21 protein-coding genes are annotated in these 23317 nt (G+C 71.3%); 13 read left to right on the top strand and 8 right to left on the bottom strand.

Annotated features, from left to right (window positions below; all coding sequences use genetic code 11):
- Window positions 1-12 precede the first annotated feature (12 nt).
- Window positions 13-345, top strand: coding sequence for a hypothetical protein (locus tag ACFWY5_RS55185; protein ID WP_379627015.1), 333 nt, complete (start codon window positions 13-15; stop codon window positions 343-345).
- Window positions 346-524: 179 nt separating this feature from the next.
- Here the strand turns inward: ACFWY5_RS55185 and ACFWY5_RS55180 are convergent, their stop codons facing one another.
- Entirely contained in the window at window positions 525-2168 is a 1644-nt protein-coding gene (locus tag ACFWY5_RS55180) for a DNA repair helicase XPB (protein ID WP_379627013.1), read from the bottom strand.
- 68 nt (window positions 2169-2236) lie between these two features.
- Window positions 2237-2590, bottom strand: a complete 354-nt coding sequence (locus ACFWY5_RS55175; RefSeq protein WP_379627011.1) for a hypothetical protein — start codon at window positions 2588-2590, stop codon at window positions 2237-2239.
- Between the two features lie 80 nt (window positions 2591-2670).
- Here ACFWY5_RS55175 and ACFWY5_RS55170 point away from each other — a divergent pair, with 80 nt between their 5' ends.
- Window positions 2671-3171, top strand: a complete 501-nt coding sequence (locus tag ACFWY5_RS55170) for a SigE family RNA polymerase sigma factor (protein WP_379627009.1) — start codon at window positions 2671-2673, stop codon at window positions 3169-3171.
- Window positions 3172-3174: 3 nt separating this feature from the next.
- Window positions 3175-4068, top strand: a complete 894-nt coding sequence (locus tag ACFWY5_RS55165; RefSeq protein ID WP_379639964.1) for a hypothetical protein — start codon at window positions 3175-3177, stop codon at window positions 4066-4068.
- On the opposite strand, the gene ACFWY5_RS55160 is transcribed toward ACFWY5_RS55165, so the two are convergent.
- On the bottom strand, window positions 4065-5528 hold the full coding sequence (locus tag ACFWY5_RS55160; RefSeq protein WP_379639963.1) for a class I adenylate-forming enzyme family protein: 1464 nt from the start codon (window positions 5526-5528) through the stop codon (window positions 4065-4067). The genes ACFWY5_RS55165 and ACFWY5_RS55160 overlap by 4 nt on opposite strands.
- A 95-nt stretch (window positions 5529-5623) precedes the next feature.
- Here ACFWY5_RS55160 and ACFWY5_RS55155 point away from each other — a divergent pair, with 95 nt between their 5' ends.
- Complete coding sequence (locus ACFWY5_RS55155; RefSeq protein WP_379639962.1) at window positions 5624-6349, top strand: Crp/Fnr family transcriptional regulator; 726 nt, start codon at window positions 5624-5626, stop codon at window positions 6347-6349.
- On the opposite strand, the gene ACFWY5_RS55150 is transcribed toward ACFWY5_RS55155, so the two are convergent.
- A complete protein-coding gene (locus tag ACFWY5_RS55150) occupies window positions 6339-6857 on the bottom strand; it encodes a hypothetical protein (RefSeq protein ID WP_379639961.1) in 519 nt (172 codons plus the stop codon). The genes ACFWY5_RS55155 and ACFWY5_RS55150 overlap by 11 nt on opposite strands.
- A gap of 203 nt (window positions 6858-7060) precedes the next feature.
- Between ACFWY5_RS55150 and ACFWY5_RS55145 the strand changes: the two genes are divergently transcribed.
- From ACFWY5_RS55145 to ACFWY5_RS55130, 4 genes are read left to right on the top strand one after another with little or no spacing between them, the layout of a single operon-like run.
- Window positions 7061-7759, top strand: a complete 699-nt coding sequence (locus ACFWY5_RS55145; RefSeq protein WP_379639960.1) for a hypothetical protein — start codon at window positions 7061-7063, stop codon at window positions 7757-7759.
- A complete protein-coding gene (locus ACFWY5_RS55140; protein WP_379639958.1) occupies window positions 7756-9792 on the top strand; it encodes a hypothetical protein in 2037 nt (678 codons plus the stop codon). The genes ACFWY5_RS55145 and ACFWY5_RS55140 overlap by 4 nt, the downstream gene beginning before the upstream one ends.
- Window positions 9793-9803: 11 nt before the next feature.
- The gene (locus ACFWY5_RS55135; protein ID WP_379639957.1) at window positions 9804-10772 is read left to right on the top strand and encodes a hypothetical protein; all 969 of its coding nucleotides are present in this window, start codon (window positions 9804-9806) and stop codon (window positions 10770-10772) included.
- Window positions 10765-12036, top strand: coding sequence for a DUF4407 domain-containing protein (locus tag ACFWY5_RS55130; protein ID WP_379639956.1), 1272 nt, complete (start codon window positions 10765-10767; stop codon window positions 12034-12036). Before ACFWY5_RS55135 ends, ACFWY5_RS55130 begins: the two co-directional genes overlap by 8 nt.
- A gap of 1 nt (window position 12037) precedes the next feature.
- Here ACFWY5_RS55130 and ACFWY5_RS55125 read toward each other — a convergent pair whose 3' ends face one another.
- Entirely contained in the window at window positions 12038-14368 is a 2331-nt protein-coding gene (locus ACFWY5_RS55125) for a helicase-associated domain-containing protein (RefSeq protein ID WP_379639955.1), read from the bottom strand.
- 44 nt (window positions 14369-14412) lie between these two features.
- Between ACFWY5_RS55125 and ACFWY5_RS55120 the strand changes: the two genes are divergently transcribed.
- Entirely contained in the window at window positions 14413-15219 is an 807-nt protein-coding gene (locus ACFWY5_RS55120; protein WP_379639954.1) for a hypothetical protein, read from the top strand.
- Here the strand turns inward: ACFWY5_RS55120 and ACFWY5_RS55115 are convergent.
- Window positions 15212-15838 carry a TetR/AcrR family transcriptional regulator gene (locus ACFWY5_RS55115; protein WP_379626999.1) on the bottom strand — a complete coding sequence of 209 codons (627 nt, stop codon included), beginning with the start codon at window positions 15836-15838 and terminating at the stop codon, window positions 15212-15214. The two genes, ACFWY5_RS55120 and ACFWY5_RS55115, sit on opposite strands and share 8 nt — an antisense overlap.
- A 34-nt stretch (window positions 15839-15872) precedes the next feature.
- Complete coding sequence (locus ACFWY5_RS55110) at window positions 15873-16274, bottom strand: hypothetical protein (protein ID WP_379626997.1); 402 nt, start codon at window positions 16272-16274, stop codon at window positions 15873-15875.
- A gap of 87 nt (window positions 16275-16361) precedes the next feature.
- Between ACFWY5_RS55110 and ACFWY5_RS55105 the strand changes: the two genes are divergently transcribed.
- Window positions 16362-16982 carry an HAD family hydrolase gene (locus ACFWY5_RS55105; protein WP_379626995.1) on the top strand — a complete coding sequence of 207 codons (621 nt, stop codon included), beginning with the start codon at window positions 16362-16364 and terminating at the stop codon, window positions 16980-16982.
- A 90-nt stretch (window positions 16983-17072) separates the two neighbouring features.
- Window positions 17073-17468, top strand: coding sequence for a cold-shock protein (locus ACFWY5_RS55100; RefSeq protein ID WP_379626993.1), 396 nt, complete (start codon window positions 17073-17075; stop codon window positions 17466-17468).
- Here ACFWY5_RS55100 and ACFWY5_RS55095 read toward each other — a convergent pair.
- Window positions 17465-19039, bottom strand: coding sequence for an MFS transporter (locus ACFWY5_RS55095; protein WP_379626991.1), 1575 nt, complete (start codon window positions 19037-19039; stop codon window positions 17465-17467). The two genes, ACFWY5_RS55100 and ACFWY5_RS55095, sit on opposite strands and share 4 nt — an antisense overlap.
- A 125-nt stretch (window positions 19040-19164) precedes the next feature.
- Here ACFWY5_RS55095 and ACFWY5_RS55090 point away from each other — a divergent pair, with 125 nt between their 5' ends.
- Both ACFWY5_RS55090 and ACFWY5_RS55085 read left to right on the top strand, forming a co-directional pair.
- A complete protein-coding gene (locus tag ACFWY5_RS55090; protein ID WP_379626989.1) occupies window positions 19165-19965 on the top strand; it encodes a DUF3027 domain-containing protein in 801 nt (266 codons plus the stop codon).
- 54 nt (window positions 19966-20019) lie between these two features.
- The gene (locus tag ACFWY5_RS55085; RefSeq protein ID WP_379627033.1) at window positions 20020-23052 is read left to right on the top strand and encodes a sacsin N-terminal ATP-binding-like domain-containing protein; all 3033 of its coding nucleotides are present in this window, start codon (window positions 20020-20022) and stop codon (window positions 23050-23052) included.
- Window positions 23053-23317: the final 265 nt, after the last annotated feature.

Genomic DNA, 23317 nt, shown 5'->3' with positions numbered 1-23317 from the left:
TAGGGGGAGACCGTGGCACGTGTGCGGTTCGGCGTCTCCCCGATCGTCCCCACCATCGCGAGCTTCCTGCTCGCCGCGCTGTGGGGCCTGTCGGTCTTCGCGGGCTGGGGAACCGCGGCCTTCTGCGCGAACGGCGACGCCACGCAGTGCGGCCAGCGGCTGGACGCCGTCGCGGGGTTGTCCGGGCTGTTCGCGATGCTCGCGGCGGTCTGTACGGCCGCCGCCTGGATCCTGCCCGCCGCCAGGAAGGACCAGCGCACCTTCAACCTGTACATGGGCTCGGCCGTGGCCGCATGGGTGGTCGCCGAGGGTGTGCTCTTCCTGGGCGGCCTTCTCGTTGGCTAACTAAATCGCCAAAAAATCGGGCATTTCAGGTGGGAATGGGGGATCATCGGGTATGTCGCAGCTGGCGTGAAGTAGGCGACAGCGCGCAGGTGAGGGGGGTGGTTCGATTGTCGACGGCCCGCGGAGTTTCGTGGACCTGAGGTTCTGGGCAAGGCCCGGCCGCCGGAGCGGCCGGGCCTTCATACTTCCAGGACGTCGTCGGCGTCGATGATCTGGTACGCGTAGCCCTGCTCGGCCAGGAACCGCTGACGGTGCGCCGCGAACTCCTGGTCGACGGTGTCCCGGCTGACGACGGTGTAGAAGCGGGCGCCGCCCCCGTCGGCCTTGGGCCGCAGCACGCGGCCGAGCCGCTGCGCCTCCTCCTGCCGCGAGCCGAACGTGCCCGACACCTGGATGGCGATCGCCGCCTCCGGCAGGTCGATGGAGAAGTTGGCCACCTTGGAGACCACGAGAACCTGGATCTCCTTGTCGCGGAAGGCCTGGTAGAGGCGCTCGCGCTCCTTCACCCGGGTCTCGCCCTTGATGACCGGCGCGTTGAGGTGCTCGCCCAGCTCGTCGAGCTGGTCGATGTACTGGCCGATGACCAGCACCTGCTCGCCCAGATGTTTCCTGACCAGCGCCTCGGTGACGGTCGTCTTGGAGGGCGTGGTGGCGGCGAAGCGGTACTTCTCATCGGACTCGGCCATCGCGTACGCCAGCCGTTCCTCGTCCGACAGCGTGACCCGGACCTCGACGCAGTCGGCGGGCGCGATCCAGCCCTGGTTCTCCATCTCCTTCCAGGGCGCGTCATAACGCTTGGGCCCGATGAGGGAGAACACGTCGCCCTCGCGGCCGTCCTCGCGCACCAGCGTCGCGGTCAGCCCCACGCGGCGGCGGGCCTGCAGGTCGGCGGTCATGCGGAAGATGGGCGCGGGCAGCAGGTGCACCTCGTCGTAGACGATCAGGCCCCAGTCGCGCGCGTCGAACAGCTCCAGGTGGGCGTAGACGCCCTTCCGCTTGGTCGTCATCACCTGGTAGGTGGCGATGGTGACGGGGCGGATCTCCTTCTTGGTGCCGGAGTACTCGCCGATCTCGTTCTCGGTCAGCGACGTGCGCTTGATCAGCTCGGTCTTCCACTGGTGGGCGCTGACCGTGTTGGTGACCAGGATCAGCGTGGTCGCCTGGGCCTGGGCCATCGCGGCCGCCCCGACGATCGTCTTGCCGGCGCCGCAGGGCAGCACCACCACTCCGGAGCCGCCGTGCCAGAAGGCCTCGGCCGCGTCCTTCTGGTAGGTGCGCAGCGACCAGCCGTCCTCCAGCAGCGAGATCGGGTGCGCCTCGCCGTCGACGTAGCCCGCGAGGTCCTCGGCCGGCCAGCCCAGCTTGAGCAGCGCCTGCTTCACGTTGCCGCGGTCGCTCGGGTGCACCACGACCGAGTCGGCGCCCATGCGCTCGCCCAGCATCGGCTGGATCTTCTTCGAGCGCAGCACCTCTTCGAGCACGGCCCGGTCGGTCGAGGTCAGGACCAGGCCGTTGACCGGGTCCTTCTCCAGCCGGAGCCGGCCGTAGCGTGCCATGGTCTCGGCGATGTCGACCAGCAGCGCGTGGGGGACCGGGTAGCGGCTGTGGCTGATGAGCGCGTCGATGACCTGCTCGGCGTCGTGACCGGCGGCCCGCGCGTTCCACAGCGCCAGCGGCGTGACGCGGTAGGTGTGCACGTGCTCGGGCGCGCGCTCCAGCTCGGCGAACGGCGCGATCGCCTTGCGACACGCGTCCGAGTTGGCGTGGTCGACCTCGAGCAGCAGCGTTTTGTCGGATTGGACGATGAGCGGGCCGTCGTTCACTGGTCCCCCTTCGATGGCTACCGCCTATCCAACACAAAGAAGCGGCGGAACAGTCCCCGAACTGGGAATCAGTCGACGTCGTCCAGGTATCCGGCGAAGCCCAGGAACAGGAAGCCGCCGATCGTCACCAGGAATCCCGCGCCGAACAGGACCCACGCCCAGACCAGCTTGCTCCGGGCGTTCTCCGGCTCGGTGTCCACCTTGCTCAGGCCCAGGCCGGCCATGATCGCGCCGGCGATGGCCACGAAGTTGCAGCAGGCGACGATCGAGATGAGGTTGAGGACGAGCGCGACGATGGCGTTGGTACGCAGGCCGTCGTTGCGCGGCTGATGGGGCGGCGGCGGGTAACCGGGTCCGTACCCGTAGCCGGGAGGTGGCTGGTCACCGTATGGCGCGCCGTACGGCTGATAGGGATCGCTCATAGCACTCCAGATTTATCACGATGTCGCCATAGATCTGGTCTCTTGGACGCATCTAGAGAGGCGAGACATGAGGAGGGCAGGTGCATCCGGATGACCGCCGAGGCTTCACCCAGTTCGTCGCAGCACGCTCCGACAGCCTGATCAGGCTGGCGTACGTGCTCACCGGCGACCAGCACTCCGCCGAGGACCTCCTGCAGACGGCGCTGATCAAGACGGCCGGGCGCTGGCGCGGCATCCGCGGCGACCCGGAGGCGTACGTCCGCCGGGTGATGTACCGGGAACAGGCGAGCCTGTGGCGCAGCGCGCGCTGGGGACGCGAGCGCGTGGTCGAGAAGCCGCCCGAACGCGCGAGCGGCGACGCCACCGCCGAGGTGGACGAACGGCTCGCGCTGGAGCACGCCTTACGGCAACTGCCGCCGCGCAAGCGCGTGGTCCTGGTTCTGCGCTACTTCGAGGACCTGCCCGAGTCGGAGGTCGCGCGGATCATGGGCTGCTCGGTTGGCACCGTGCGCAGCCAGTCCCACCAGGCCGTCAAGCGCCTGCGAGCCCTCGTCGGCGACCGTGTCAACCAGGAGGCCTGAACCATGGCAGTGGACGAACGCGCGATCGGCGAGGGCCTGCGCCGCATGGCCGGGCGGGCGGAGCCGGTGGACGGGGAGATGGTGGCGGCGCTGGTGCTGCGCTCGGCGGGGCGGCGGCGCCGTACCGGATGGGCGGTGGGGGTGGCAGGGACGGCGGCGGCGCTCGCCTTCGGCGTGGTGGCGGTGACGAACCTCCCCGACCCGGGCGGCCGGACGGCCGCCGAGGTCGACCCGACCTTCACCGGGCTGACCCTGCCGCCCACGCCGCCCCTGCCCACGGCGCCGCCGATCGAGGGGCTGCCGGCCAACACGCCCGAGCAGTTCCGCCAGGTGCGCGACTGCATGCCCCAGGGCGGGCCCGTGCACGGCATGGACGGCGAGCGGCGCGTTCCGCACCACGGGGTCGCCGAGGACTTCAGGCTGCTGGCCGAGTCGCGCGACAAGCTGGGTGTGACCCAGTTGATGGGCAGCAGGAAGGGGCTGGTGCTGTGCACGCCGGGGGTGCTCGACGTCAGCTACCCCGAGCGGCCGATCTTCACCTACTGGGGGCGCGAGGAGCCGGGGAGCCTGGCCTTCGACGGGCCGCTCGCGGTGGACGTTTACGGCACGCAGATGCAGTCGGAGGTGAATCCGGGCACAAACGGCGACCCGTTGTTCATGGTGGTGGCGGGGAGGGCGGACGAGCGGGTGCGCCGGGTCGAGATCGTCTGGGCGAGCGGGCAGCGGATGGAGGCGAGCCTCACCGGCGGCTTCTTCATCGCCAGGGCGCGGGTCACGGAGCGAAGCGAGACGCTCCCCAAGGTGGACGTCACGGCCTACGACGCCGACGGGAAGGTGCTCGACGCGCGGAAAGGGCTGGAGAACCTGTTCCCCGGCGCCCTCGACGTGGACGACTAGAGCCTGGCCCGCAGCTCCTTCCGGTCGATCTTGAGCACGCTGGTGACCGGGATCGCGTCGACGAAGTGCACCTCGCGGGGGTACTTCACCCGGCCGACCCGGTCGCGTACCCACGCGATGAGCTCCTCTTCCGCGACCTCGGCGCCGGGACGGAGCTGGACGAACGCGACGACCTCCTCGCCGTGGCGCGGATCGGGGCGGCCGACCACCCCGGACATGACCACGTCCGGGTGCCGGTTGAGCGCGTCCTCGACGTCGCGGGGGAAGACGTTGAAGCCGCCGCGGATGATGAGGTCCTTCTTGCGGTCCACGACGTAGAGGTAGCCGTCGTCGTCGAGGCAGCCGATGTCGCCGGTACGCAGCTCGCCGTCCACGATCGGGGAGCTGAGGCCGCCCCAGTAGCCGAGCATCAGCGACGTGCCGCGGATGCAGATCTCGCCGATGTCGCCGGTCTCGACGGATTCGCCGGAGTTGTCGCGGATGGAGAGCGTGTAACCGGGCAGCGGCAGGCCCACGCTGCCGATCCGGCGCCGGCCCGGCGGGTTGAAGGTGGTGACCGCGCTCGTCTCGGTCATGCCGTAGCCCTCCAGGATCTGCGTGCCCGGCATCCGGCGCTCGAACTCGATCAGCGTCTCGCGCCCGAGCGGCGCCGCGCCGCAGGTGAGGAAGGCCAGGTCGGGCAGCGGGTGCTCCTCGAGCGGTTCGGCAAGCAGCATCTGGATCATCGAGGGCACGACGGTGCCGAACTGGGCGCGCTGCTCGGCGGCCAGGGACAGGAACGGCTTGGGCTCGAACCAGCGCATCAGCACGGCCTGCTGCGGCTCCTCGGCGTGCATCTCGGCGACGGTGATGATCAGGCCGTAGGCGTGGGAGAGCGGGACGGGCACGATCGCGCGGTTGAGCCCCTCCTGGTGGGACATGGCGAAGGCGTCCTTGGCGACCTGCCACAGGCCGCGATGGCTGAGCTTGACGCCCTTGGCCCGCCCGGTGGTGCCGCCGGTGTACATCAGCGCCGCGAGATCCCCGGGGTCCACGGTGACGGGCCCGTGCTCGGCGGCCTGTTCAAGCTCCCCCGTGTCCAGAAAAACCCGCACCTCATCCGGTACGGCCAGCCGCACGGTCTCCACCAGCTCCGGCGACGTCACCACCGCCACGGCCCCGCTGTCGGCCAGGATGTGGCGCAACTCCTCCGGCCCCACCAGGAACACGATCGGCGTCACCACCGCACCGGCCGCCCATAACGCCTGGTAGACGATGGCGACGTCGGGACTGGTCGCCATCATCACGGCCACGCGGTCGCCGGGCCGTACCCCCGCGGCCACGAACCCGCCGCAGACCCGCCTGGCCCGCTCGGCGAGCGTGTGACGGCGGTGCCACGCACCGTCGTAGAACACCGAGTCGTAGTCGCCGAAGCGCTCCCACGACTCCTCTGCCAGCCTGCCCAGCGTTTGCTCGGTCACAGGATCAAGCTGATGCGGTCAACGCCCGGTAGTCAAGTCTCAGGGTTGCCCGGAAGGTCGCGGCTGGGGAGGATGCGGACTGGGGGAGGTGAGTCGTGCCGGTTGACCCTGCTCGCGACGAGTACCGGTGCCGCTGGCCCAGTGGCACGCTCATGGCCGCCCTGGACGAGGAGACCCGTGACGCGCTGGTCACGCTCGGCGACCTGCAGGTGCACGGTCCCGGGGTGGTCCTGCTCCGGCAGGGGGACACGCAGGCCGATCACGTCCTTTTGCTGCGATCGACGCGGAGGGGTACGTCGGCGTGCGTAAAGGTCACCGCCACGCTCGGGAACGGCGTGGACACCATGCTCGGCATCCGGGTCAGTGGCGATCTCGTGGGAGAGATGGCGGTCATGCGGTCGATTCCTCGCTCGGCGACGGTGACCACGTGCACTCAGACGGCCGTCTACCGCATCTGGGCGGGGCGGTTCCAGGCGTTCCTGGAGCAGCGACCGGCGATGTGGGCCGCACTGACCACGATGATCGCGAACCGGCTCGACTGGGCCAACCAGCGTCGGCTGGACTTCACCGGCTATGAGGTGTACGAGCGGGTGGTCCGGGTTCTGGCCGAACTGGCGGCGCGGCACGGTGTGCAGGCCGAGGAGGGTCTGGACGTGGGCGTGAGCCTGTCTCACGAGGAGATCGGACAACTGGTCGGCGCGCGGGAGGCCGCCGCCAGCAAGGCCCTGCGGACGTTGAAGAGCCGGGGGCTGATCGAGATCGGGTATCGAAGGGTCGTCGTGCGGGACCTGGCCGCGCTGCGCGCGGTGCTCACCGGATGAGGAGGGCGGCTACCGACCACACTGTCGTGCTGAGGATAACCACGTAGGTCCAGCGGATCGCGCCGGCCACGTGCCGGTGCTTCTTCCGCGCGATGGCGGCGAGGGTCGTGATCATGGCCCAGGCTTCCGCGTACTGCCTCCTCAGGTCGGTGTGATCGGGCGGTGTCTCGGGGGCGCCGGAGATGCCGTAGCGGCTGTGGACCAGACGCCGCGACGGGCTGACGGCGCGCGCCAGGCAGTAGCCCGCCGCCAGGAAGCCCACGGCGAAGGCGGCGAGGACCGACCAGCCGAGGGCAGCGGACGCGCCGAGGATTTTGGGCGCGGCACCCGACTGGGCGGCGAGCAGGGTGGCGCCGGCCGCGTGCACGACGACCACGATGCCAGCCTTCGTGTCGGCGTGCTGAACGTAATTCTGGAATACGGACACTGTCGCCAACGCGGCGACAACGTCCTCCCTGGAGACTTCTGTCGCTTCTTTTCGGATACGCCCGTTTTGAAAGAGATACATCAGCCCTCCCCGTGTCCTGACTAGTCACATTGGACGAGCTGACCCGACCGCTTAAATAGGTAAAAATGCTGTTTCGGGTCATTTGATGAACCTATGTGGGTCAGATCACGTATTGGTACGGGATCTCGCGCTCCGTCATCGCTGATACTCGTCTGCGTCCTGTCCGTGGTGGATGGGTTTGCGTAGATGGAGTCAAGATCGAAATGACCGAATACGGGCGCGCGTTGCTGGTGTCCAGCGACACCAAGGGCTACGGCGCCGGCACCGACAAGCGGCACGAGACCATCCAGGAGGTCTTCGTCCGCATCCATGAGGAGGCGGCCCGTGCCGCCGGCCTGAACAGGGAATCCTGGCTCCGTCAGCCCGCCGGCGACGGCGAGCTCGCCTGCGTGCCGCAGACGGAGCGGGAGCCCAGCGTCGTCGACGCGTACGTGCGGGAGCTCGACCGGGCGCTCGGCGCGCACAATACCGGGCTCGACGCGGACGAGCGGATAAGGATTCGCGTGGCGATGCACTACGGCGTGGCCTATCCGGCGAGCAATGGCCTGGCCGGGCAGGCGGTCGTAGAAGTCAGCCGCCTGGTCGACTGGAAACCGCTCAAGAAGCTCCTCGACAAGAACCAGAAACTGAATCTCGTTCTTATACTCTCCGACCGTGTTTTCACAGACGTGGTGTCGCAGGGGCACACCTCGTACGAGCCGAAGGAATTCGTCCGGGTAAACGTTAAGGAGAAGGAATTCTCCGGAGTTGCCTGGGTCTGGGGTCCGGAAGGAATCGCGCACGACCTCACCTTCCCCGAGACGCCACGGCCGCCGGCCCAGCAGGCCGAGGTCATCAACAACCTCTACGGCTCGGTGGACGCCCGCCGCGCCACGTTCGGGGTGGGCGGTGATCGCCGGTGACGGACGCACCGGAGCCTGAGGAGGCTGAGCAGCCGGATCCGCCGGAGAACCCGAAGCCCGAGGAGCCCGACGAGCCGGAGGAGGTCGACGAGTCCGCGCTCAACCAGAGCGCGACCGTGATCAACAACTTCCTCGGCTATGTCGACGCCTCGGCCGCCCGGTTCGGCATGGGCGGCGGCGCCCCGGTCCGCGCGACCACGCGCGACCTGGACCCGGCCGAGATAGCCGGCCTGCTGACGAACTACCTGGAGCCGGAGGCGTTCCCCCGCGCGTTGGAGGACCTCGCCGCCCGCCACCTGATCGTGGTGAGCGGGGACGAGGAGATCGGCAAGCGGGTGGGTGCCATCGCGCTGTTGTCCCGCATGCCTCTCGCCCAGGGACGGATCACCGTGCTCTCGCCGGCCCGGACCCTCGCCGAACTTGCCACACAGACGGAGTTCAAACCCGGCAGGGCCTACCTCCTGCATGACTGGATCGCGGCGGGGGCCGAATCGGCGGCGGTACGGGCGCACGAGCTTGCCAGGCTGGCGGGCAAGCTCGTGGAGATCGGCTCCTTCCTCGTCCTGACCAGGGCCGGGGGACAGGGTCCTGACGAGCACGCGTGGAACTGCCCGGACCTCGGTGAACTGTTCGACGTCACCGTCGGCGCACCGCCGGGCAGGAGCTCCGAGGAGCTCTCGGCGGCCAGGGAACGCGCTGTCGAACTGCCCTCTCCCGCGCGGGTGGTGGCCCTGGCCCGGCGCGTCGCCGTTGACCCTCGGCCCGTCGCCGAACTCCTCGCGGAAGAGGAAGGCGGCGAGGTGGCCGCCTGGTTCGACGCGAAGCCCGGCCGGGAGGATGTCCACCTGGTCGCCGTCCTGGCCTTCGCCTACCGCATGCCCGAGAGGATCTTCGAGAGCGAGTTGTCCAGGCTCGCCGCCATCCGGGCCGAACTGGAGGGCGACCTCCTGCCCCCACAGGTCCGCGACGCCGAGCCGCAGTCGCGCATGGCGTGGAGCCGCGAGCATCCGCTGGTCACCGTCGTTGCCGAAGGCTCGGGCGCCGCCCGCGAACGTCGCGTGGTGTTCAAGGGCGTCCACCACCGGCGCCAGGTCATCGCCGAACTGGTCGGCCGCTACGGTTTCACGCTCTGGCAGCCACTGCGCGCTTGGGTCCGCTCGCTCGCCGCGGGCGGCCTCGAACTGCAGATCCAGGCGTCCGCGGGTGTAGCGATCCTGGCAGGGGTATCGCTCACGGAGTCCTGCCACGAGTTCTTGGACATCTGGGCCAGCGGGTCGGCGATGGAACGCCTGGCCGCGGCCAACACCATCTCGATCATGTGCGCCGACGACGCCCTGGCGCCCGAGGCGCTGACGCTCGCGCTGAGCTGGGTCGCGGACGTCGGCCAGGCGCGGGCGATGACCGCCGCGCTGGCCCTCGGCGGTGGCCTGGCGGTCAGGTATCCGGCCGACACGGTCAACTGGCTCTGGTTCCTGGCGCTGCGGGCCGTACGGGTCGGCGAGGTGGCCCGGCGCTCGCTGGCGCTGCTCTTCCGGCAGGCGGCCGAGCGCGAGGACGCGTCCAGGACCGCGCTGCGCCTGCTCAGGGTCCTGGCGGCCGCGGAGATGAGCGAGACCGGTTCGCTCAGGACGCGCAAGGCCCTCGACGTGGTCGTCGACCTCCTGGAGGCCGACACGCTCGACGGCAGCCGGCCGCTGGCCGAGCGCATGCTGACCGCGGGCCCGGGCTGCGCGGCCCACCTCGGCCGCCTGTGGGCCTGGGCGCTGAGCAGCGGCCACCACCGCGGCCACGCCATCCGGGCACTGCGCCGCGTCCTCATCCCGTCATCGGAATCCGGCGCGGCGGCCGTCGCCGCCGTGAGCGAACGGGGCGAGGCCATCTGGACGCACCTGCCCGCGGAGCTGGCCGAGCCGATCGAACAGCGGCTCCGGCACGCGCTCGGCGACGCCGGTGGCGCGGAACGTTCCCACATCCTCGTGCAAGCCCTGCTGTCGGCGGGCTCCCGGCACTACAACCACCAGCGTCCGCGCTGAGAAGAGGCATCATGACCTACCCGATCATCGAGGAGCGCGCGCTCGCGGCCGTGCCGCGCCGCTTCCTGCGTACCCGCCGCGACCTCGCCGACCTGCCCGAGACCCCGCCGGGGACCGTCCTGGTCTTCGAAGTGGCCTCCGGCTACCACGCCTTCACCGAGCGCCGCCACCTGCGCGGTGCCGAGGACGAGGTCGTCGACGCCGTCTCGGTGAGCGTCGTGGACGTGCGCACCTGCTCGGTCACCGCTCACGTGGCCCTGCCGTCCTCCGACCTCGCCCACGACTTCCCGCTGCTCGCGACCTTCACCTGTACGGTCACCAAGCCGGAGAAGATCGTCGAGCAGGGTCTCAAGGACATCGGTGAGCTGCTCGCCCACTACCTATCGGCAGACACCGAACTGCTCTCGCTGGGCCTGCGCTACCCGATCGAAAAGATCTACCAGCTCCGCGAGCACGTTGTGGCGCGGGTCAAGGCTCACGTGGAGGTCATGCCGCCGGAGATCGACGGCATGGCCATCGCGCTGGCCAGGGTCGACCTGCTGCTGCCCGAAGATGTCCGGGGGCACGCCATCGGCCTCAAGACGGTACGCCGCGAGGGTGAGATCACCGAGCTCAAGCACGCCCTGGAGAACAAGGACGTGGCCAGGATCGAGGAGATCCTCAGCCGGGGCACGGCCGCCGGAATGGCGCTCGGGGTCAGCAGGGGGCATGTCGCGATCGGCGACGCCGTACTGCATCAGAGCGAGGCCGAGAACCGGCGCGCCGAGTACGTCCTGGAGATGATCAAGGCGTTGCCACAGGGCTCGCTCGACTTCCTGCCCGTCAACACCCGGATGCTGCTGGAGCAGTTCGGCAGGTCCGTGCTCGGCCCTGACAAGGCCACCACGATCGTCGAGGGCGCGGCGCCTGCCGCGCCGCCCGCTTCGCTGGAGGACGGCTCCGCGCCCAGGCCGCTCGGTCTGGAGGGCCTGGATGACTGAGCGGCGCCCGATCGACCTCGGCCGGCGCCTGCGCGTGCTGGCCGGGGTGGACGAACGGCTGCTCGCCCGGGTGCCCCTGGAGCGGACGCGCTACACCGGCCTGGGCGGGGTCGTCCTGAGCACATCGGTGATCGCCGGGATCTCCATGTGGTTTTTCCTCAGCCAGATGCTGGGCCGCGCGCATCCCGCGGCACTCGTCCTGGTGGTGGTGTGGTCGCTGATCGTGCTCAACCTGGACCGCTGGCTGGTCAGCACGGTGACCGGGCGGTGGCAGCGCCGGCTCACGATGCTGGTCCCGAGGCTGGCCGTGGCCACCGTCCTCGGCTTTGTGATCGCCGAGCCGCTCGTGCTTAGGTTCTTCGAGACCGCCGTCGTGGCCCACGTGGTCGAGGGGCGGGAGAAGGCCCGCAGCGCGCTGCGTGACACGCTGATCCGGTGCAACCCGGCGCCGCCGGCGCGGCCGCCCGCCGGGGAGTGCGGCGAGGGGACGCGGCTGACGCCGGAGACCCCGGCCGAGGCCAGCGCCACCCTGCGCACACTGCGCGCCGAACGCGACAAGGTCGCCGTCCGCCTGGCCGCCGCCCAGCGCAAGCATGCCGGGCTTCTGAGCCAGGCAACGAAGGAGTGCGACGGTACGGACGGGCCTGGGCTCAGCGGCAAGAAGGGGTACGGCCCACGGTGCGTCCGGGCGACGGAGATCGCCAAAGAGTTCGCCCGCGAGCACGTGGACCCGGACGCCGCCACGCTGAAGGACCTCGACGGCCGGATCCTCCCCGCCGGGGCCGTCGTGGCCACCGCCAACGCCGGCTACAAACAACGCATCAAAGCCGACATCGACCAGCGGCTGGCCAGCCTGCCCACCAAGAACGACACCGTGGGCCTGCTGGAGCGCAAGCGGGCACTGGACGAGCTCACCGGCAGCGACGTGTTCCTGTGGACCTTCACGTGGCTCATGCGCCTGCTCATGCTCCTCATCGACTGCCTCCCGGTGCTGGTGAAGCTCATGGGCGGCACCAGCTACTACGACCGGCTGGTCGAGGAGGAGAACAAGAGCCAGGAACGGCTGCACAAAGAGCGCATCGAGACCCATGAGCACGCCGAGGCGGGCGAGCTGCGGCTGAAGAGAGAGGAGAAGGCGGAGGACCTGCGCAAACGCAAGCGAGCGCTCCAGGCCGACGCGCGCTCGCACGTGAGCGACCTCATCAACCGCCGCACGAGCGACCTCATGCACCGCGAGCCGTCGGTCAACGGCTCGCGCCGCTGAATCAGAGGCTCGCGACTCCGGTGATGCGGTGGAGGGCGAAGCGGTGGACGGCGGCGCGGGTCTCGTCGTAGGCGGTCAGGTAGCCGCCCTCCATCCTGGCCGGCTCCAGGATGCGGGAGGTGGCGTTGCCCTGGGAGTCGAGGTAGCCGATCCACACGCGTACGCCCTGGCGGATGGCCTCCTGCAGCGCGGAGATCGTCGCGGTGGCCGGGCCGCGCGGCACCTGGCCGTCGGGCGCCTCCACGGGCTCGCGGCGGGCCAGGTGGGCGGCGTCGCCGGCCCGCAGCGCGCGTACGGCCGCCGCCGCCACCCCGGAGTCCAGCCCCGTCGCCGAGGCCACCGAGCGGACCGGCGCGATGCCCTCGGTACGCCGGCTGTCGAGCTGGCTGATGATGACGTCGCCGTCCAAGGACTCGGCGACCGGGGCGTACCCCATGGCGCGCAGCGAGTCGACCAGCGCCGCCCGCGACGAGCGGGAGGCGATCACCGTGGGCGCCAGCCTGCGCAGCCTGAGCTGGGCGGCGCGGCGGTCGGCGGTGATCTGGTCGAGCAGCGCCGGGTCGTCGCAGCGGATGTACGCGCCGGCGGTGCCGACGCGCATGCGGCCGTGGCGCCGGGCGACGTCGGCGACCAGGTAGGACAAGGCCTGCGGCACCGGCGTGGCCGAGTGGCGGGCCAGCATGGCGAGCAGTTCTTCGGCGCCGTGGCCGGCGTCGAGCGCGCGGCGGACGGAGGACTCGCCGAACCGGTAGACGGTCGCGCCGCCCTTGGACTCGATGTCGGCGGTCAGCGTCATCCAGCGGTTGAGCTCGCTGGTCAGCGGGCCCGGCGCGACGGCGGTCAGGTCGGCCTGCAGCAGTACGTGGTCGACCGGCTCCGGCAGCAGCGGCTCCAGGACGGCGGCGGCGTCGAGGCCGTCGCGTAGCGCCCTGGCGTGCCCGGACAGCACGCCGAGCCCGGTGACGCCCACCTGCTCGGCCTCGCGCAGCGCGAACTCCATGAGCTGCTCGCGCAGCGCGCCCCGGCGTCTCGGCTGCTCCCACGCCAGCCGTTCCGCGATGGACTCGCGCGTCGGCGCGAGCCCCGAGGCGGCCGCCAGGACGCCCAAGGTCGCGGTCCGCACGCCGGGCGCGGCCGAGCGGCGCAGGTCGGTGTGCAGGGCGTTGAGCGGCCTGTCACGCTCGTCGCGCTCGCCCACGAGGCCCGGAACGCGGTCCATCTGCAGCCACGTCGTGGCCAGCACCACCCAGCGGGCGGCGGTCGGCTTGACCCGCCACAGGTCGTAGCCGGTCGTGGGCAGCCACTCGCCGTCCACGGCGCCGCCCGCGGCGATCAGCCCGGCCGCGTGGGTCACCTCGACGACCAGCGCCGCCGCCCACTCGGGCAGGTCGAGGTCGGTGGCGGCGCGCTTGAGGTCGCGCACGCCCAGCCCGCCGGTGCGCAGCACGCCCGGCGGGTCGACACTCCAGCGCTCGCACAGCTCCTCCACCGAGCGCACGAAAGCGAACGCCTGCCCGGCGGCGGTCCGGTCGGCCATCTTCTGGTCGCGCTCGGAGCCCTCAAGCGCGGGCGCGGTGGCCAGAAGGTCGCGGTGGACACGCCCGTCACGCAGGTACAGGCCGACCTCCCGGGGGAGCGTCACGCTCTCCTCGCCGGTGGCGGCCAGCAGGGCGCGGGCCAGCAACTGCTCGATGGGCGAGCGGGCCGACTCGACGCGTACCTCGCGCCGGGCGTTGGGCACCCGGCCGGTGGGCGGGCCCCAGGCCAGTTGCTCAAGCGCCGCCCGCGCCTCGCCGGAGACGTCCTCGATCAGCTTGCCGGGCTCGGCGAGGGCGGCGGCCAGGCGTTCCTTGCCGGTGCCCGCGGAGCCGGGGGCGATCTCGTCGGCCATGTCCGCCAGTTGCTCGGGCGGATGGTGACGGAACGCCTCGGCCGCCGGTGGCCCGAGACCCGCGGGGTCGTCGAGTACCTTGCGCACGCCGGGCGCCAGGTCGAGCGCGCCGTCCGGGCCGTAGACGAGCGCGAGCTCGCGCAGCCGTTCCAGCGCGGCGGAAAGCTCGGGCTCGGGCTTGCCCTCCGCCAGCGCGCGGCCGATCACGGCGCGCAGGCGCGCCTTCGAGATCGGCTTCTCCTGAACGGCCAGCGTCTCGACGACCGCCAGCGTGAACCGGTCGAGCCGGTCGAGAACCCTGCCGATCGCCGAAGGACTGCCCGCCCGTGAGGCGAGGCCTTCCAAATGGGCGGGCACCGGGGTGATCAGCTCGGGGCGCGCTGAGACGAGCGCCCTCAGCTGTTCGTCGGTGCGCCCCCTGATCCACTCCGTGAACTCCATCGATGCCATGGTATGTCGCACGTGATTCGGGCAGCATGGCTCCCGTGACAGAGCGGGCAGATCAGCTGATTCTCAACTACGTGAGCAAGGCTGCCGACGCCGCTCACGGCGTGCTCAGAGCGGATCAGCGGCTCGACTTCTCCCGGCGGCTGCGCGCGAGGATCGAGCAGGAGCGCCAGGGCAGCCAGAGCGCCCGTGAGGTGGCGAAGGTGCTGGCCCGCTTCGGCGACCCGGAGGCGCTCGTGGCCCGCGAGGCCCGCAGGCTGGCCGAGGGGCAGCAGGCCGGGGAGCGGGAGCCCGAGCCCACCTCCGCGTTCCCGAAGATCCGCGACGACCCCGGACTGCCTCCCGGCGCCGCCAAGAGCATCAAGCTCGCCCAGGACCGGCTTTCCCGGCGGCCGGGGCGCGGCATGCCGCTGGCGGGGCTGCGCAGGGCGGTGATGTCCGGCGCCAACCCGATGACCACCGAGGGCCGCGACGCGGGCACCATCGTCAAGGAGCACCCGCGCGAGACGCTGGCGATGGCGCTGCTGCTGGTGGCGGCGCTGCTGGTGCCGTTCAACCTGCCGTCGGTGGCCATCTTCACGGTCCCGGTCATCATCTGGGCGATCGGCACCGTGATCGTGCTGCTCAGCGACGACTGGACGTGGCGCGACCGGCTGCTCGGGACCAGCGCGCCCATCCTCGGCTACTCGGTCGGCGGGGTGCTCATCGGCGGGCTGCGGGTGTCGGCGACGGCCGGGTTCGAGCGGTTCTTCACCGAGTTCTTCAACGTCAGCGGGATCATGTTCATGATCGGCACGGGGCTCGGGGTGGTCCTGCTGGCCTACCGCCTCTTCAACGTCAGCTGACCGGCGCGGGGCTGGGCAGGAGGCCCACGGCCAGGCGTACCCACGCCGCCACGAACTGCTCCTTCTCCGCGTGCCCCGGCGTCTCGCCCACGGTCTCCTGGAAGAGCCGGTAGTGCACCACGGCGCCGCCGAGCACCGCGGCGATCGCCGGCCAGTCGACCTTGGCGTCGGCGTACTCGGGCTGGGTGGTGAACCAGGTGGTGATCGCGTCGAACATGGGCTGCAGCAGGCCCTCCCTGACCACCGTGACCAGCTCGGGGAACTGGCTGAGGTCGCGGAAGAAGACCCTGGTCAGCTCGCTCTCCTCGCGTACCTTGGCCAGGCCGGCGCGGCACACGTGCGACAGCCGCAGCTCCAGCTCGGCCGACTCCATGCCGCCGAGTTCGGCCAGGCTCTCGGCCACCTGGGCCTTGGTGCGGTTGGCGTGCTCGTTGATCGCCGCGGCCAGCACCTCGTACTTCGACTTGAAGTGCCGGTAGAGGCCGCCGGCGCCCGGCGAGAGCCCGGAGGCGGCCTCGATCTCGGCAACGGACGTGGCGGAGTAGCCCCGCTGCGCGAACAACCGCAGGGACTCGTCGATGATCCGCTCACGCGTGCTGGTGCTCGGCGATCTTGTCATGTCTTACCCGTTACCTCCGCAAGGAGCGTAGCCGTCATGGAGCCAAGCGCCGGACAAGGCCCGCGGCCACGGAGCCGAGGATGAGCCACACCACGGCGGCCAGACCGTAGTTGACCAGGGTTTCCCAGCGGGCGTCGGCCATCTGGAAGAGGTTGGACAGGCCCAGGGAGAGCCAGGAGGCGAGGGATTCGACCAGTTGGTACCAGGTGTTGGCCGGGTTCGCCCGGAAGACGGTGAACACGGCGTAAAGGACGGCCACGAGCGCGGCCAGGCGGGAGGCGACCTTGATCGCCCAGACGGCGAACGTCACCGTCCGCTGCCACACACCGGGCTTCCTGGCGGCCGAGGGTCTGGCGGGGCGGTGGGGGCGGGTCTGCTCCAGCGGGGCCGCCACCAGCTTGTCACCCGGCTCCGGCGGCTTGGGGGTCTCCGACATGGGCACTCCCTCGATAAGTAATTCCTTTCTGCCCACTCCACGGTCCCACAATTACCCTCGTTACGCTTCCTTTGGCATGCTGCTGGCGTGACCACTTCTGTTGGCCTCGATGTGGGCTTCGACCTGGATATGACACTTGCCGATACCCGTTCGGGCATTGCCGCCGTCTATGACGAGCTCGCCAGGCGGCTCGACGTGGAGATCGACAGCCAGGCCATCATCGCCAGGCTCGGGCCGCCGCTGGAGCTGGAGATGGCCAACTGGGTGCCCGAGGAGCAGGTCCCGGCGGCGGTGACGCTGTTCCGCCAGATCTACCCCGACCTCGCCGTCCCCGCCACCACCGCCATGGCCGGCGCGCACGAGGCCGTCGAGGCCGTCAGGGCCGCGGGCGGGCGCGTCATCGTGGTCACCGGCAAGAACGTCCACGACGCCCGCCGTACCGTGAGCTGGCTCGGGCTGAAGGTCGACGAGGTGGCCGGATCGGTGTTCGGGGCGGCCAAGGGGGCGGCGCTCACCTCGTTCGGCGCCGCCGCCTACGTGGGCGACCACGTGGCCGACATCGAGGCCGCCAGAGCGGGCGGCGCCGTCAGCGTGACGGTCGCCACCGGCCCATACACCGTGGGCGAGCTGCGTGATCACGGAGCGGATGTGGCACTGGGCGACCTGACGGAATTCGCGACATGGTTTGGCGATTGGCGTCAGGTGTAATTCGGGGCCAAATACCCGGTCGCTACCGGGCTCTCCGGGGCATAACCTACATCCATCCTTTTTTCCAACGTTCCGAACGAGGTCCCTCCTGTGCCGAGTGGCAAGGTCAAGTGGTACGACGCCGACAAGGGTTTCGGCTTCCTCACCCGCGACGACGGCGGTGAGGTATTCGTTCATTCCTCCGCGCTTCCCACTGGTTCTGCCCCGCTGAAGCCCGGCCAGAAGGTCGAGTTCGGCGTGGCGGAGGGCCGGCGCGGCCAGCAGGCGCTGTCGGTGCGCATCCTCGATCAGCCGCCGACGCTCGCCAAGGTCAAACCCAAGGGCAAGCGGAAGAAGCCCGACGAGCTGGTCGTCATCGTCGAAGACCTGATCAAACTGCTCGACGACCTGTCCACGTCCTACCAGCGGGGCAAGCACCCCGACGCGGCCCACTCCAAGAAGATCGCGGCCGTGCTCCGGGCGGTCGCCGACGACGTGGACGCCTAGCCGTAGGGGTTGGTGAGCGGCTTGGTCCGGTCGAGCTGACCGGGACCGGGCTGCTCGTCCGGCGTGGGCGGCTCCTCGTGCGCCCACGCCTGCTCCGGCTCCCGCTGAACCGGCGCCGTCGGCGGCTGCCGTTCCTCATGGATCTGGGCGTTGACCGCCTTGATCCGCCGCCTGCGCCGGATCAGCAGCCAGACCAGCCAGGCGAACAGCACCACCGACAGCGTGATGAAGCCGGGCGGGCCGTTCTCGGTCAGGGAGAGCAGCAGGCCGACCAGCCCGCCGAACACCCAGGCCATCTGCAGCAGCGCCTCGACCACGCCGAAGGTGGACGAGCGCACCTCCTCGCCGATCTCGCGCTGCACGATCGCGTCGAGCGCCAGCTTGCCGAGCTCCTGCGCGAAGGCGGTGATGAGCGCGACGGCGATGGCCGTCCACAGGTTGAAGAAGATCGCGGTGGCCACGGTCATCGCGACCGTCAGCCCCAGCGTGAGCAGCACGATGAGCTGCGGCGAGTGGTTACGCGCCCAGTTGGCCACGGCGGCGCCGACCAGGCCGCCCAGCCCGGCGGCCAGCGCGAGCACGCCGATCGTCTTGGGCACGTCGAAGAAGGTGTCCTTCACCTGCAGCCACGGCGCGCCCAGGTCCTGGACCAGGAACAACATGAAGAACAGCAGGAATCCGGAGAACAGGCGGACGCCCACGTTGGCCAGCATCGCCTCGGTCACCGCCGGGCCCACGTTGAGCAGGCTGCGCCAGCGCTCGGCTCTGCCGCCCTCCTCCGGGGCCTCCTCCTCCAGGTCGGGGGAGTCGACGTGGCGCGGCAGCCGTACCGCGAAGACGCCGACCAGGAGGAAGGCCACCATCGCGACGCGCAGCATCACCGCGCTGCCCAGCCACGCCGTCAGACCCGCACCAATGGGTACGGCGATGCCCGCCGTCACCAGCGAGAACAACGCCACGCGCGCGTTGGCGGAGACGAGCGTGATGTCGGCGGGCAGCACGCTCGGCATGATCGCCGCCCGCGAGACCGTGAACGCCTTCGACAACACCAGCACACCCAGCGCGCCCGCGAACAACGTCGGCAGGTCGCCCGGCCCCACCGCCGCCGCCATCGCGAAACACAACAGCCCGCGGCCGAACAGCGTCCCGGCGATCACATAGCGCCGGCCCGAGCGGAACTTGTCCAGGATCGGCCCGACGAAGGGCGCCACCAGCGCGAACGGAATCATGGTGATCACGAGGTAGAGCGCCACGGAGCCGCGCGCCTCGCCGACCGGGACGCCGAAGAAGACCGTGCTGGCCAGCGCCACCGTCACGAACGCGTCGGCCGCGCTGTTGCCGATCGACAGCTCGATCAGCCGCCCCAGGCCGGTACGCCCGGCGCCGTTGGCATGGGTGAGGCGGCGCGTGGCCTGCCCCATCTTGTGCGCGCCCCGCGCGGTGGCGACCCCGGCCCGCTTGGTACCCGTGGCGGTGGCCCGGCCCGCGCGCCAGGAAGCACGGCCCGCCTGGGCCGCGCCCTTCCCGACACGCCGCGAGATCTCTCGCGCCTTGTTCCAGCCTTCCGCCACGTCTACCAGTCTTACCCGATTTGCGGTCGCTCTCGGACCCGGATTCTCTGTGAGGGCGCTGTCAGGTCCGCCCATGGGTGAGAATGAAGTGTGAGCGAACAGCACCTTTCGGCGGAGGCGGTCCGATGACCCGCACCAGGACACGCGTGGCCCCGCCCGACCAGGCCTGCGTCGCCGCGGTCGATCTGGCCCGCGCCGCCGCGCTCGAGCTCGCCTGGCCCGGCGAACCCGGCGATCACCTGGGCGTCGAGAGCGAGGGCGACCGGGTCGTCACCCACTACTTCGCCTGCCAGGACCGGGCGTACCGGGGCTGGCGCTGGGCCGTGACCGTCACCCGCGCCTCGCGCGCGAAGATCGTGACGGTCAGCGAGGCCGTGCTGCTGCCCGGCTCGGGCGCGCTGCTCGCGCCCGAGTGGCTGCCGTGGAGCGAGCGGCTGCGCCCCGGCGACCTCGGCGTGGGCGACCTGCTGCCCACGGCCGACGACGACGACCGCCTTGAGCCCGGTTTCGCCGAGACCAGCGACGACGGCGACACCCAGATGATTTTCGAGTACGGCCTGGGCCGGGCCCGTGTGCTCTCGGCCGCCGGCAGGGACCGGGCCGCCAGACGATGGCACTCGGGCGAGCACGGGCCGCACACGCCGATCGCACACGCCGCGCCCGCTCAGTGCTCCACCTGTGGCTTCTTCTTGCCGCTCGCGGGTGTGATGCGGCTGGAGTTCGGGGTGTGCGCGAATGAGTACGCGCCGGACGACGGCAAGGTGGTCTCCGCCGACCACGGCTGCGGCGCCCACTCCGAGGCCGCGGTCATGCCGCCGCCGGTGGAGCAGGCCTCGCCCATCCTCGACGACATGGGCTTCGACCTGATCGAGGACGAGGCGGGCTCGGTCGACGAATCGGCCTCCGAGGAGCTCGGCCACTCCTGACTTCACTGTCGGTCGGGGCCGCTAATCTTCGGGGACCCCTACCCGCATTGGAGGATCGTGGACAGCTTCGGCACCGACCGGATGCGCGCGGCGGTCCTCACGGCCTGGACGGCCTCGCCCGCCCGTTTCCGTGAGGACGCCAACGCCGAGGAAGACTTCGCCCTCGGCGGTTATCGAGATCGGCTCATCGTTGAGCTCGCGCAGAACGCCGCCGACGCCGCCCTGCGCGCCGGCGTGCCGGGGGTGCTGCGGCTCAGCCTCGACGGCGACGTGCTCACCGCCGCCAACACCGGCGCGCCGCTCGACGCGACCGGCGTCGAGGGCCTGTCCACGCTGCGCGTGTCCGGCAAACGCGACGAGGCGGGCGCAGCCGGGCGTTTCGGCGTCGGGTTCGCCGCCGTCGTCTCGGTGACCGACGAGCCGTCCATCGGCTCCCGCGGGTCCGGCGCGGTGCGCTGGTCACGCGAGGAGACCACCGCTCTGGTCGCCGGCGTACCGGTCCTGGCCGGCGAACTGTCCGGGCGTTCCGGGCACGTCCCGCTGCTGCGCCTGCCGTTCGCGGCCGACCCGCTCACGGTGCCCGACGGTTTCGACTCTCTGGTACGGCTGCCGCTGCGCGACAAGACGGCGGCCGAGGCGGTGCGGCGGATGCTGGCCGAGACCAGCCCGGCGCTCCTGCTCGGCCTGCCCGCGCTCGAAGCCATCGAGATCGAGCTCGACGGCGCGCTGCGCCGGGTGGACGCCGACGGGTGGCATCTGGTGGCCGACTCCGGCGAGTTCACCGCCGAGCAGGTCGCCGAGTTGTTCGCCGACCGGCCCACCGAGGAACGGGCCCGGCCCTACTGGTCGGTGCGCTGGGCCGTACCGGTGGACGGGGTCGTCGCGGAAGGGGCCGCGCGGGAGCCGCGGCCGCTGCCGGCCGGTGTGCCGGCGGTCGTGCACGCGCCCACGCCCAGCGACGAGGCGCTCGACCTGCCCGCGCTGCTCATCGCCTCCTTCCCGATGGCCACCGACCGGCGGCACGTGGCCAAGGGCCCGCTGACCGACTTCCTCATCGACAAGGCCGCCGAGTCCTACCTGCGCCTGCTCAAGGAGCTGCCGCGCACGCCCAAGCTGCTCGACCTGGTGCCCGCGCTCATGGGCAAGGGCGAGCTCGACGCCCGCATCCGCCGCGCGATCCTGCGCCGCCTGCCCGCGACCCCGCTGCTGCCCGCGCTGTCGGCGCCCGCTCCGGCCGTGGAGACCGCGTCGTTCAGCGAGGCCGCAGTCTACGAGCCCGACGCCCAATGGCACGTCGAACACCCCGCTCCCGACAAGGGGCCCGACGGCTGGGTCGTCGCGGGCCGCGAGGCGGCGGTGGTCGCCGGGGCGAGCGACCTGCTGGAGGCGGTCGCCGGGTTCGTTCCCGGTCTGCTGCCCGCGGGCTGGCCGGCGCGGCACCCGGCGATGGCCTCGCTCGGCGTGCGCAGGGTCGAGCTGGCCGACGTGATCGACCTGCTGTCCGGCGAGGGCGTCGAGGGCCGCGACCCCGCCTGGTGGCACGCGCTCTACGACGTGCTGCCCTACGACGACCCCGAGTCGCTCGGGGCGCTGCCGGTCCCGCTGGCCGACGGGCGGCTCGTGCGCGGGCCGCGCGGCACGCTCATGCTGAACGGGGCCTCGCTCGACCTGGAGGCGCTTGGCCTGCGGATCGTCCACCCCGACGCGGCGCACCCGCTGCTGCTGCGCCTCGGCGCCGCCGAAGCCACCCCGCGCACCGTGCTCGAAGACACCCTCACCCGCACCGCCATCACCGAGTCGCTCGACAGCGACGACCCGGAACCGATCGCGCGGGCCGTACTCTCCCTGGTCGACGCCGCCGCGCTCGCGCCCGGTGAGGCGCCCTGGCTGGCCGAGCTGGCGCTGCGCGGCGCAGACGGCGAACGTTACGCCGCCGGTGAGCTGCTGCTGCCCGGCGGGGTTCTGGCCGGGCTGCTGGAAGAGGGGCCGCTGGTCGCCGACGAGCTCGTCAGCGCGTACGGCTCGCGCGTCCTGGTCGCCGCCGGGGTGCTCGACGGCTTCGCCGTGGTCAACGACGCCGACGTCCTGCTCGACCACGACGAGTGCGACCACGACCTCGACGGCGAGGAGGCCTGGCTCGACCACGTCCACGACCTGCTGCCCGACCTTGAGGTGCCGCCGGTCGTGGCCGAGTTCACCGCCGTACGCGACCTGGAGCTCGTCGCCGACTGGCCCGCCGCCCTGCCGCTCCTCACCCGGCCACCGCTGCGCGGCGCGCTGCACCCGCTGCGGGTGGACGGGGTGGAGGTGCCCTCGTACACGGCGTGGTGGCTGGCCGGGCACCCCGTGCTCGACGGCCGCCGTCCGCGCGACCTGCGCCTGCCCGGCGCCGACCCGCTGCTGCAGGGCCTCTACACCGACGCGCCCGCCGGGCTCGACGAGAGCGCGCTGTCGATGCTCGGTGTACGCACCACGCTGGCCGACCTCCTCGCCTCCCACGGCGGGCCCGAGGAACTGCTCGACCTGATGGCCGACGCCGCGATCGTGGTCGACCGGGCCCAGTTGCGGGCCCTGTGGATCGCGCTGGCCGGAGTCGAACCGTCGCGGGTGGCGCCGCCGTCCCGGGTCCGCGCGGTGCTCGACGGCGAGATCGTGGTGGCCGCGGCCGACGACGCCGTGGTGGTGGAGGCGCCCGACCTGTTGCAACTGGTGGCGGCGCGGCCGTTGGTGCTGGCGTCCTACGACCTGGCGGAGTCGTTGTCGGAGCTGCTCGACCTGCCGTTGGCGGGGGAGCTGGTGAGTGGTGAGGTGACGTCGGAGGGCCAGGCCAGGCCGGTGCCGCCGGAGGTGCGGTCGCTGCTTCCCACCGCGCCTGAGACGTACGTGGAGCATGAGAAGCTGCTGGTGGACGGGGTGCCGTGCGCGTGGCGGTACTTCGACGGCTCGATCCACTGCACGGGGGTGGACGGGTTGGCGAGGGGGTTGGCTTGGGCAGTGGGCCAGTGGTCCGACCGCCTGGCGGTGGCGGCCCTCCTACGCGACCCCGCCGCCGTCCCCCTCCTCCTGGCCGAAGCCGACCTCTCCTGAAAGCGTGCTCCTTGCCTGGGACTAAGGGCGTGGTCCTCGCGTGGGGCGCTGCGCGCTTCGGGCTCGGGCTGTGACAGCGGGGGCACGCCCCCGCACCCCCGTGCTCAAGGGCGTGGTCCTCGCGTGGGGCGCTGCGCGCTTCGCGCTTCGGGGCTCGGGCTGTGACTGGGGGGGGCACCCCCCCCCCCCCCCGCGGCGGGGCGACAGGGCCCCCGCGGCCCCCGGGGGGGGGCGGGGTAGGGCCTGGCGGTAGCCCGGACCGTGA

This window comes from Nonomuraea sp. NPDC059007 (assembly GCF_042740555.1).
Classification (GTDB): domain Bacteria; phylum Actinomycetota; class Actinomycetes; order Streptosporangiales; family Streptosporangiaceae; genus Nonomuraea.
This window is presented reverse-complemented; position numbering and strand designations above follow the sequence as displayed.

Coding starts and splice junctions, on each gene's coding strand:
- ACFWY5_RS55175 (WP_379627011.1), bottom strand. CDS start 2,590: ATGAGCGATCCCTATCAGCCGTACGGCGCGCCATACGGTGACCAGCCA.
- ACFWY5_RS55130 (WP_379639956.1), top strand. CDS start 10,765: ATGACTGAGCGGCGCCCGATCGACCTCGGCCGGCGCCTGCGCGTGCTG.
- ACFWY5_RS55115 (WP_379626999.1), bottom strand. CDS start 15,838: ATGACAAGATCGCCGAGCACCAGCACGCGTGAGCGGATCATCGACGAG.
- ACFWY5_RS55090 (WP_379626989.1), top strand. CDS start 19,165: ATGACCCGCACCAGGACACGCGTGGCCCCGCCCGACCAGGCCTGCGTC.
- ACFWY5_RS55125 (WP_379639955.1), bottom strand. CDS start 14,368: ATGGAGTTCACGGAGTGGATCAGGGGGCGCACCGACGAACAGCTGAGG.
- ACFWY5_RS55135 (WP_379639957.1), top strand. CDS start 9,804: ATGACCTACCCGATCATCGAGGAGCGCGCGCTCGCGGCCGTGCCGCGC.
- ACFWY5_RS55165 (WP_379639964.1), top strand. CDS start 3,175: ATGGCAGTGGACGAACGCGCGATCGGCGAGGGCCTGCGCCGCATGGCC.
- ACFWY5_RS55150 (WP_379639961.1), bottom strand. CDS start 6,857: ATGTATCTCTTTCAAAACGGGCGTATCCGAAAAGAAGCGACAGAAGTC.
- ACFWY5_RS55110 (WP_379626997.1), bottom strand. CDS start 16,274: ATGTCGGAGACCCCCAAGCCGCCGGAGCCGGGTGACAAGCTGGTGGCG.
- ACFWY5_RS55145 (WP_379639960.1), top strand. CDS start 7,061: ATGACCGAATACGGGCGCGCGTTGCTGGTGTCCAGCGACACCAAGGGC.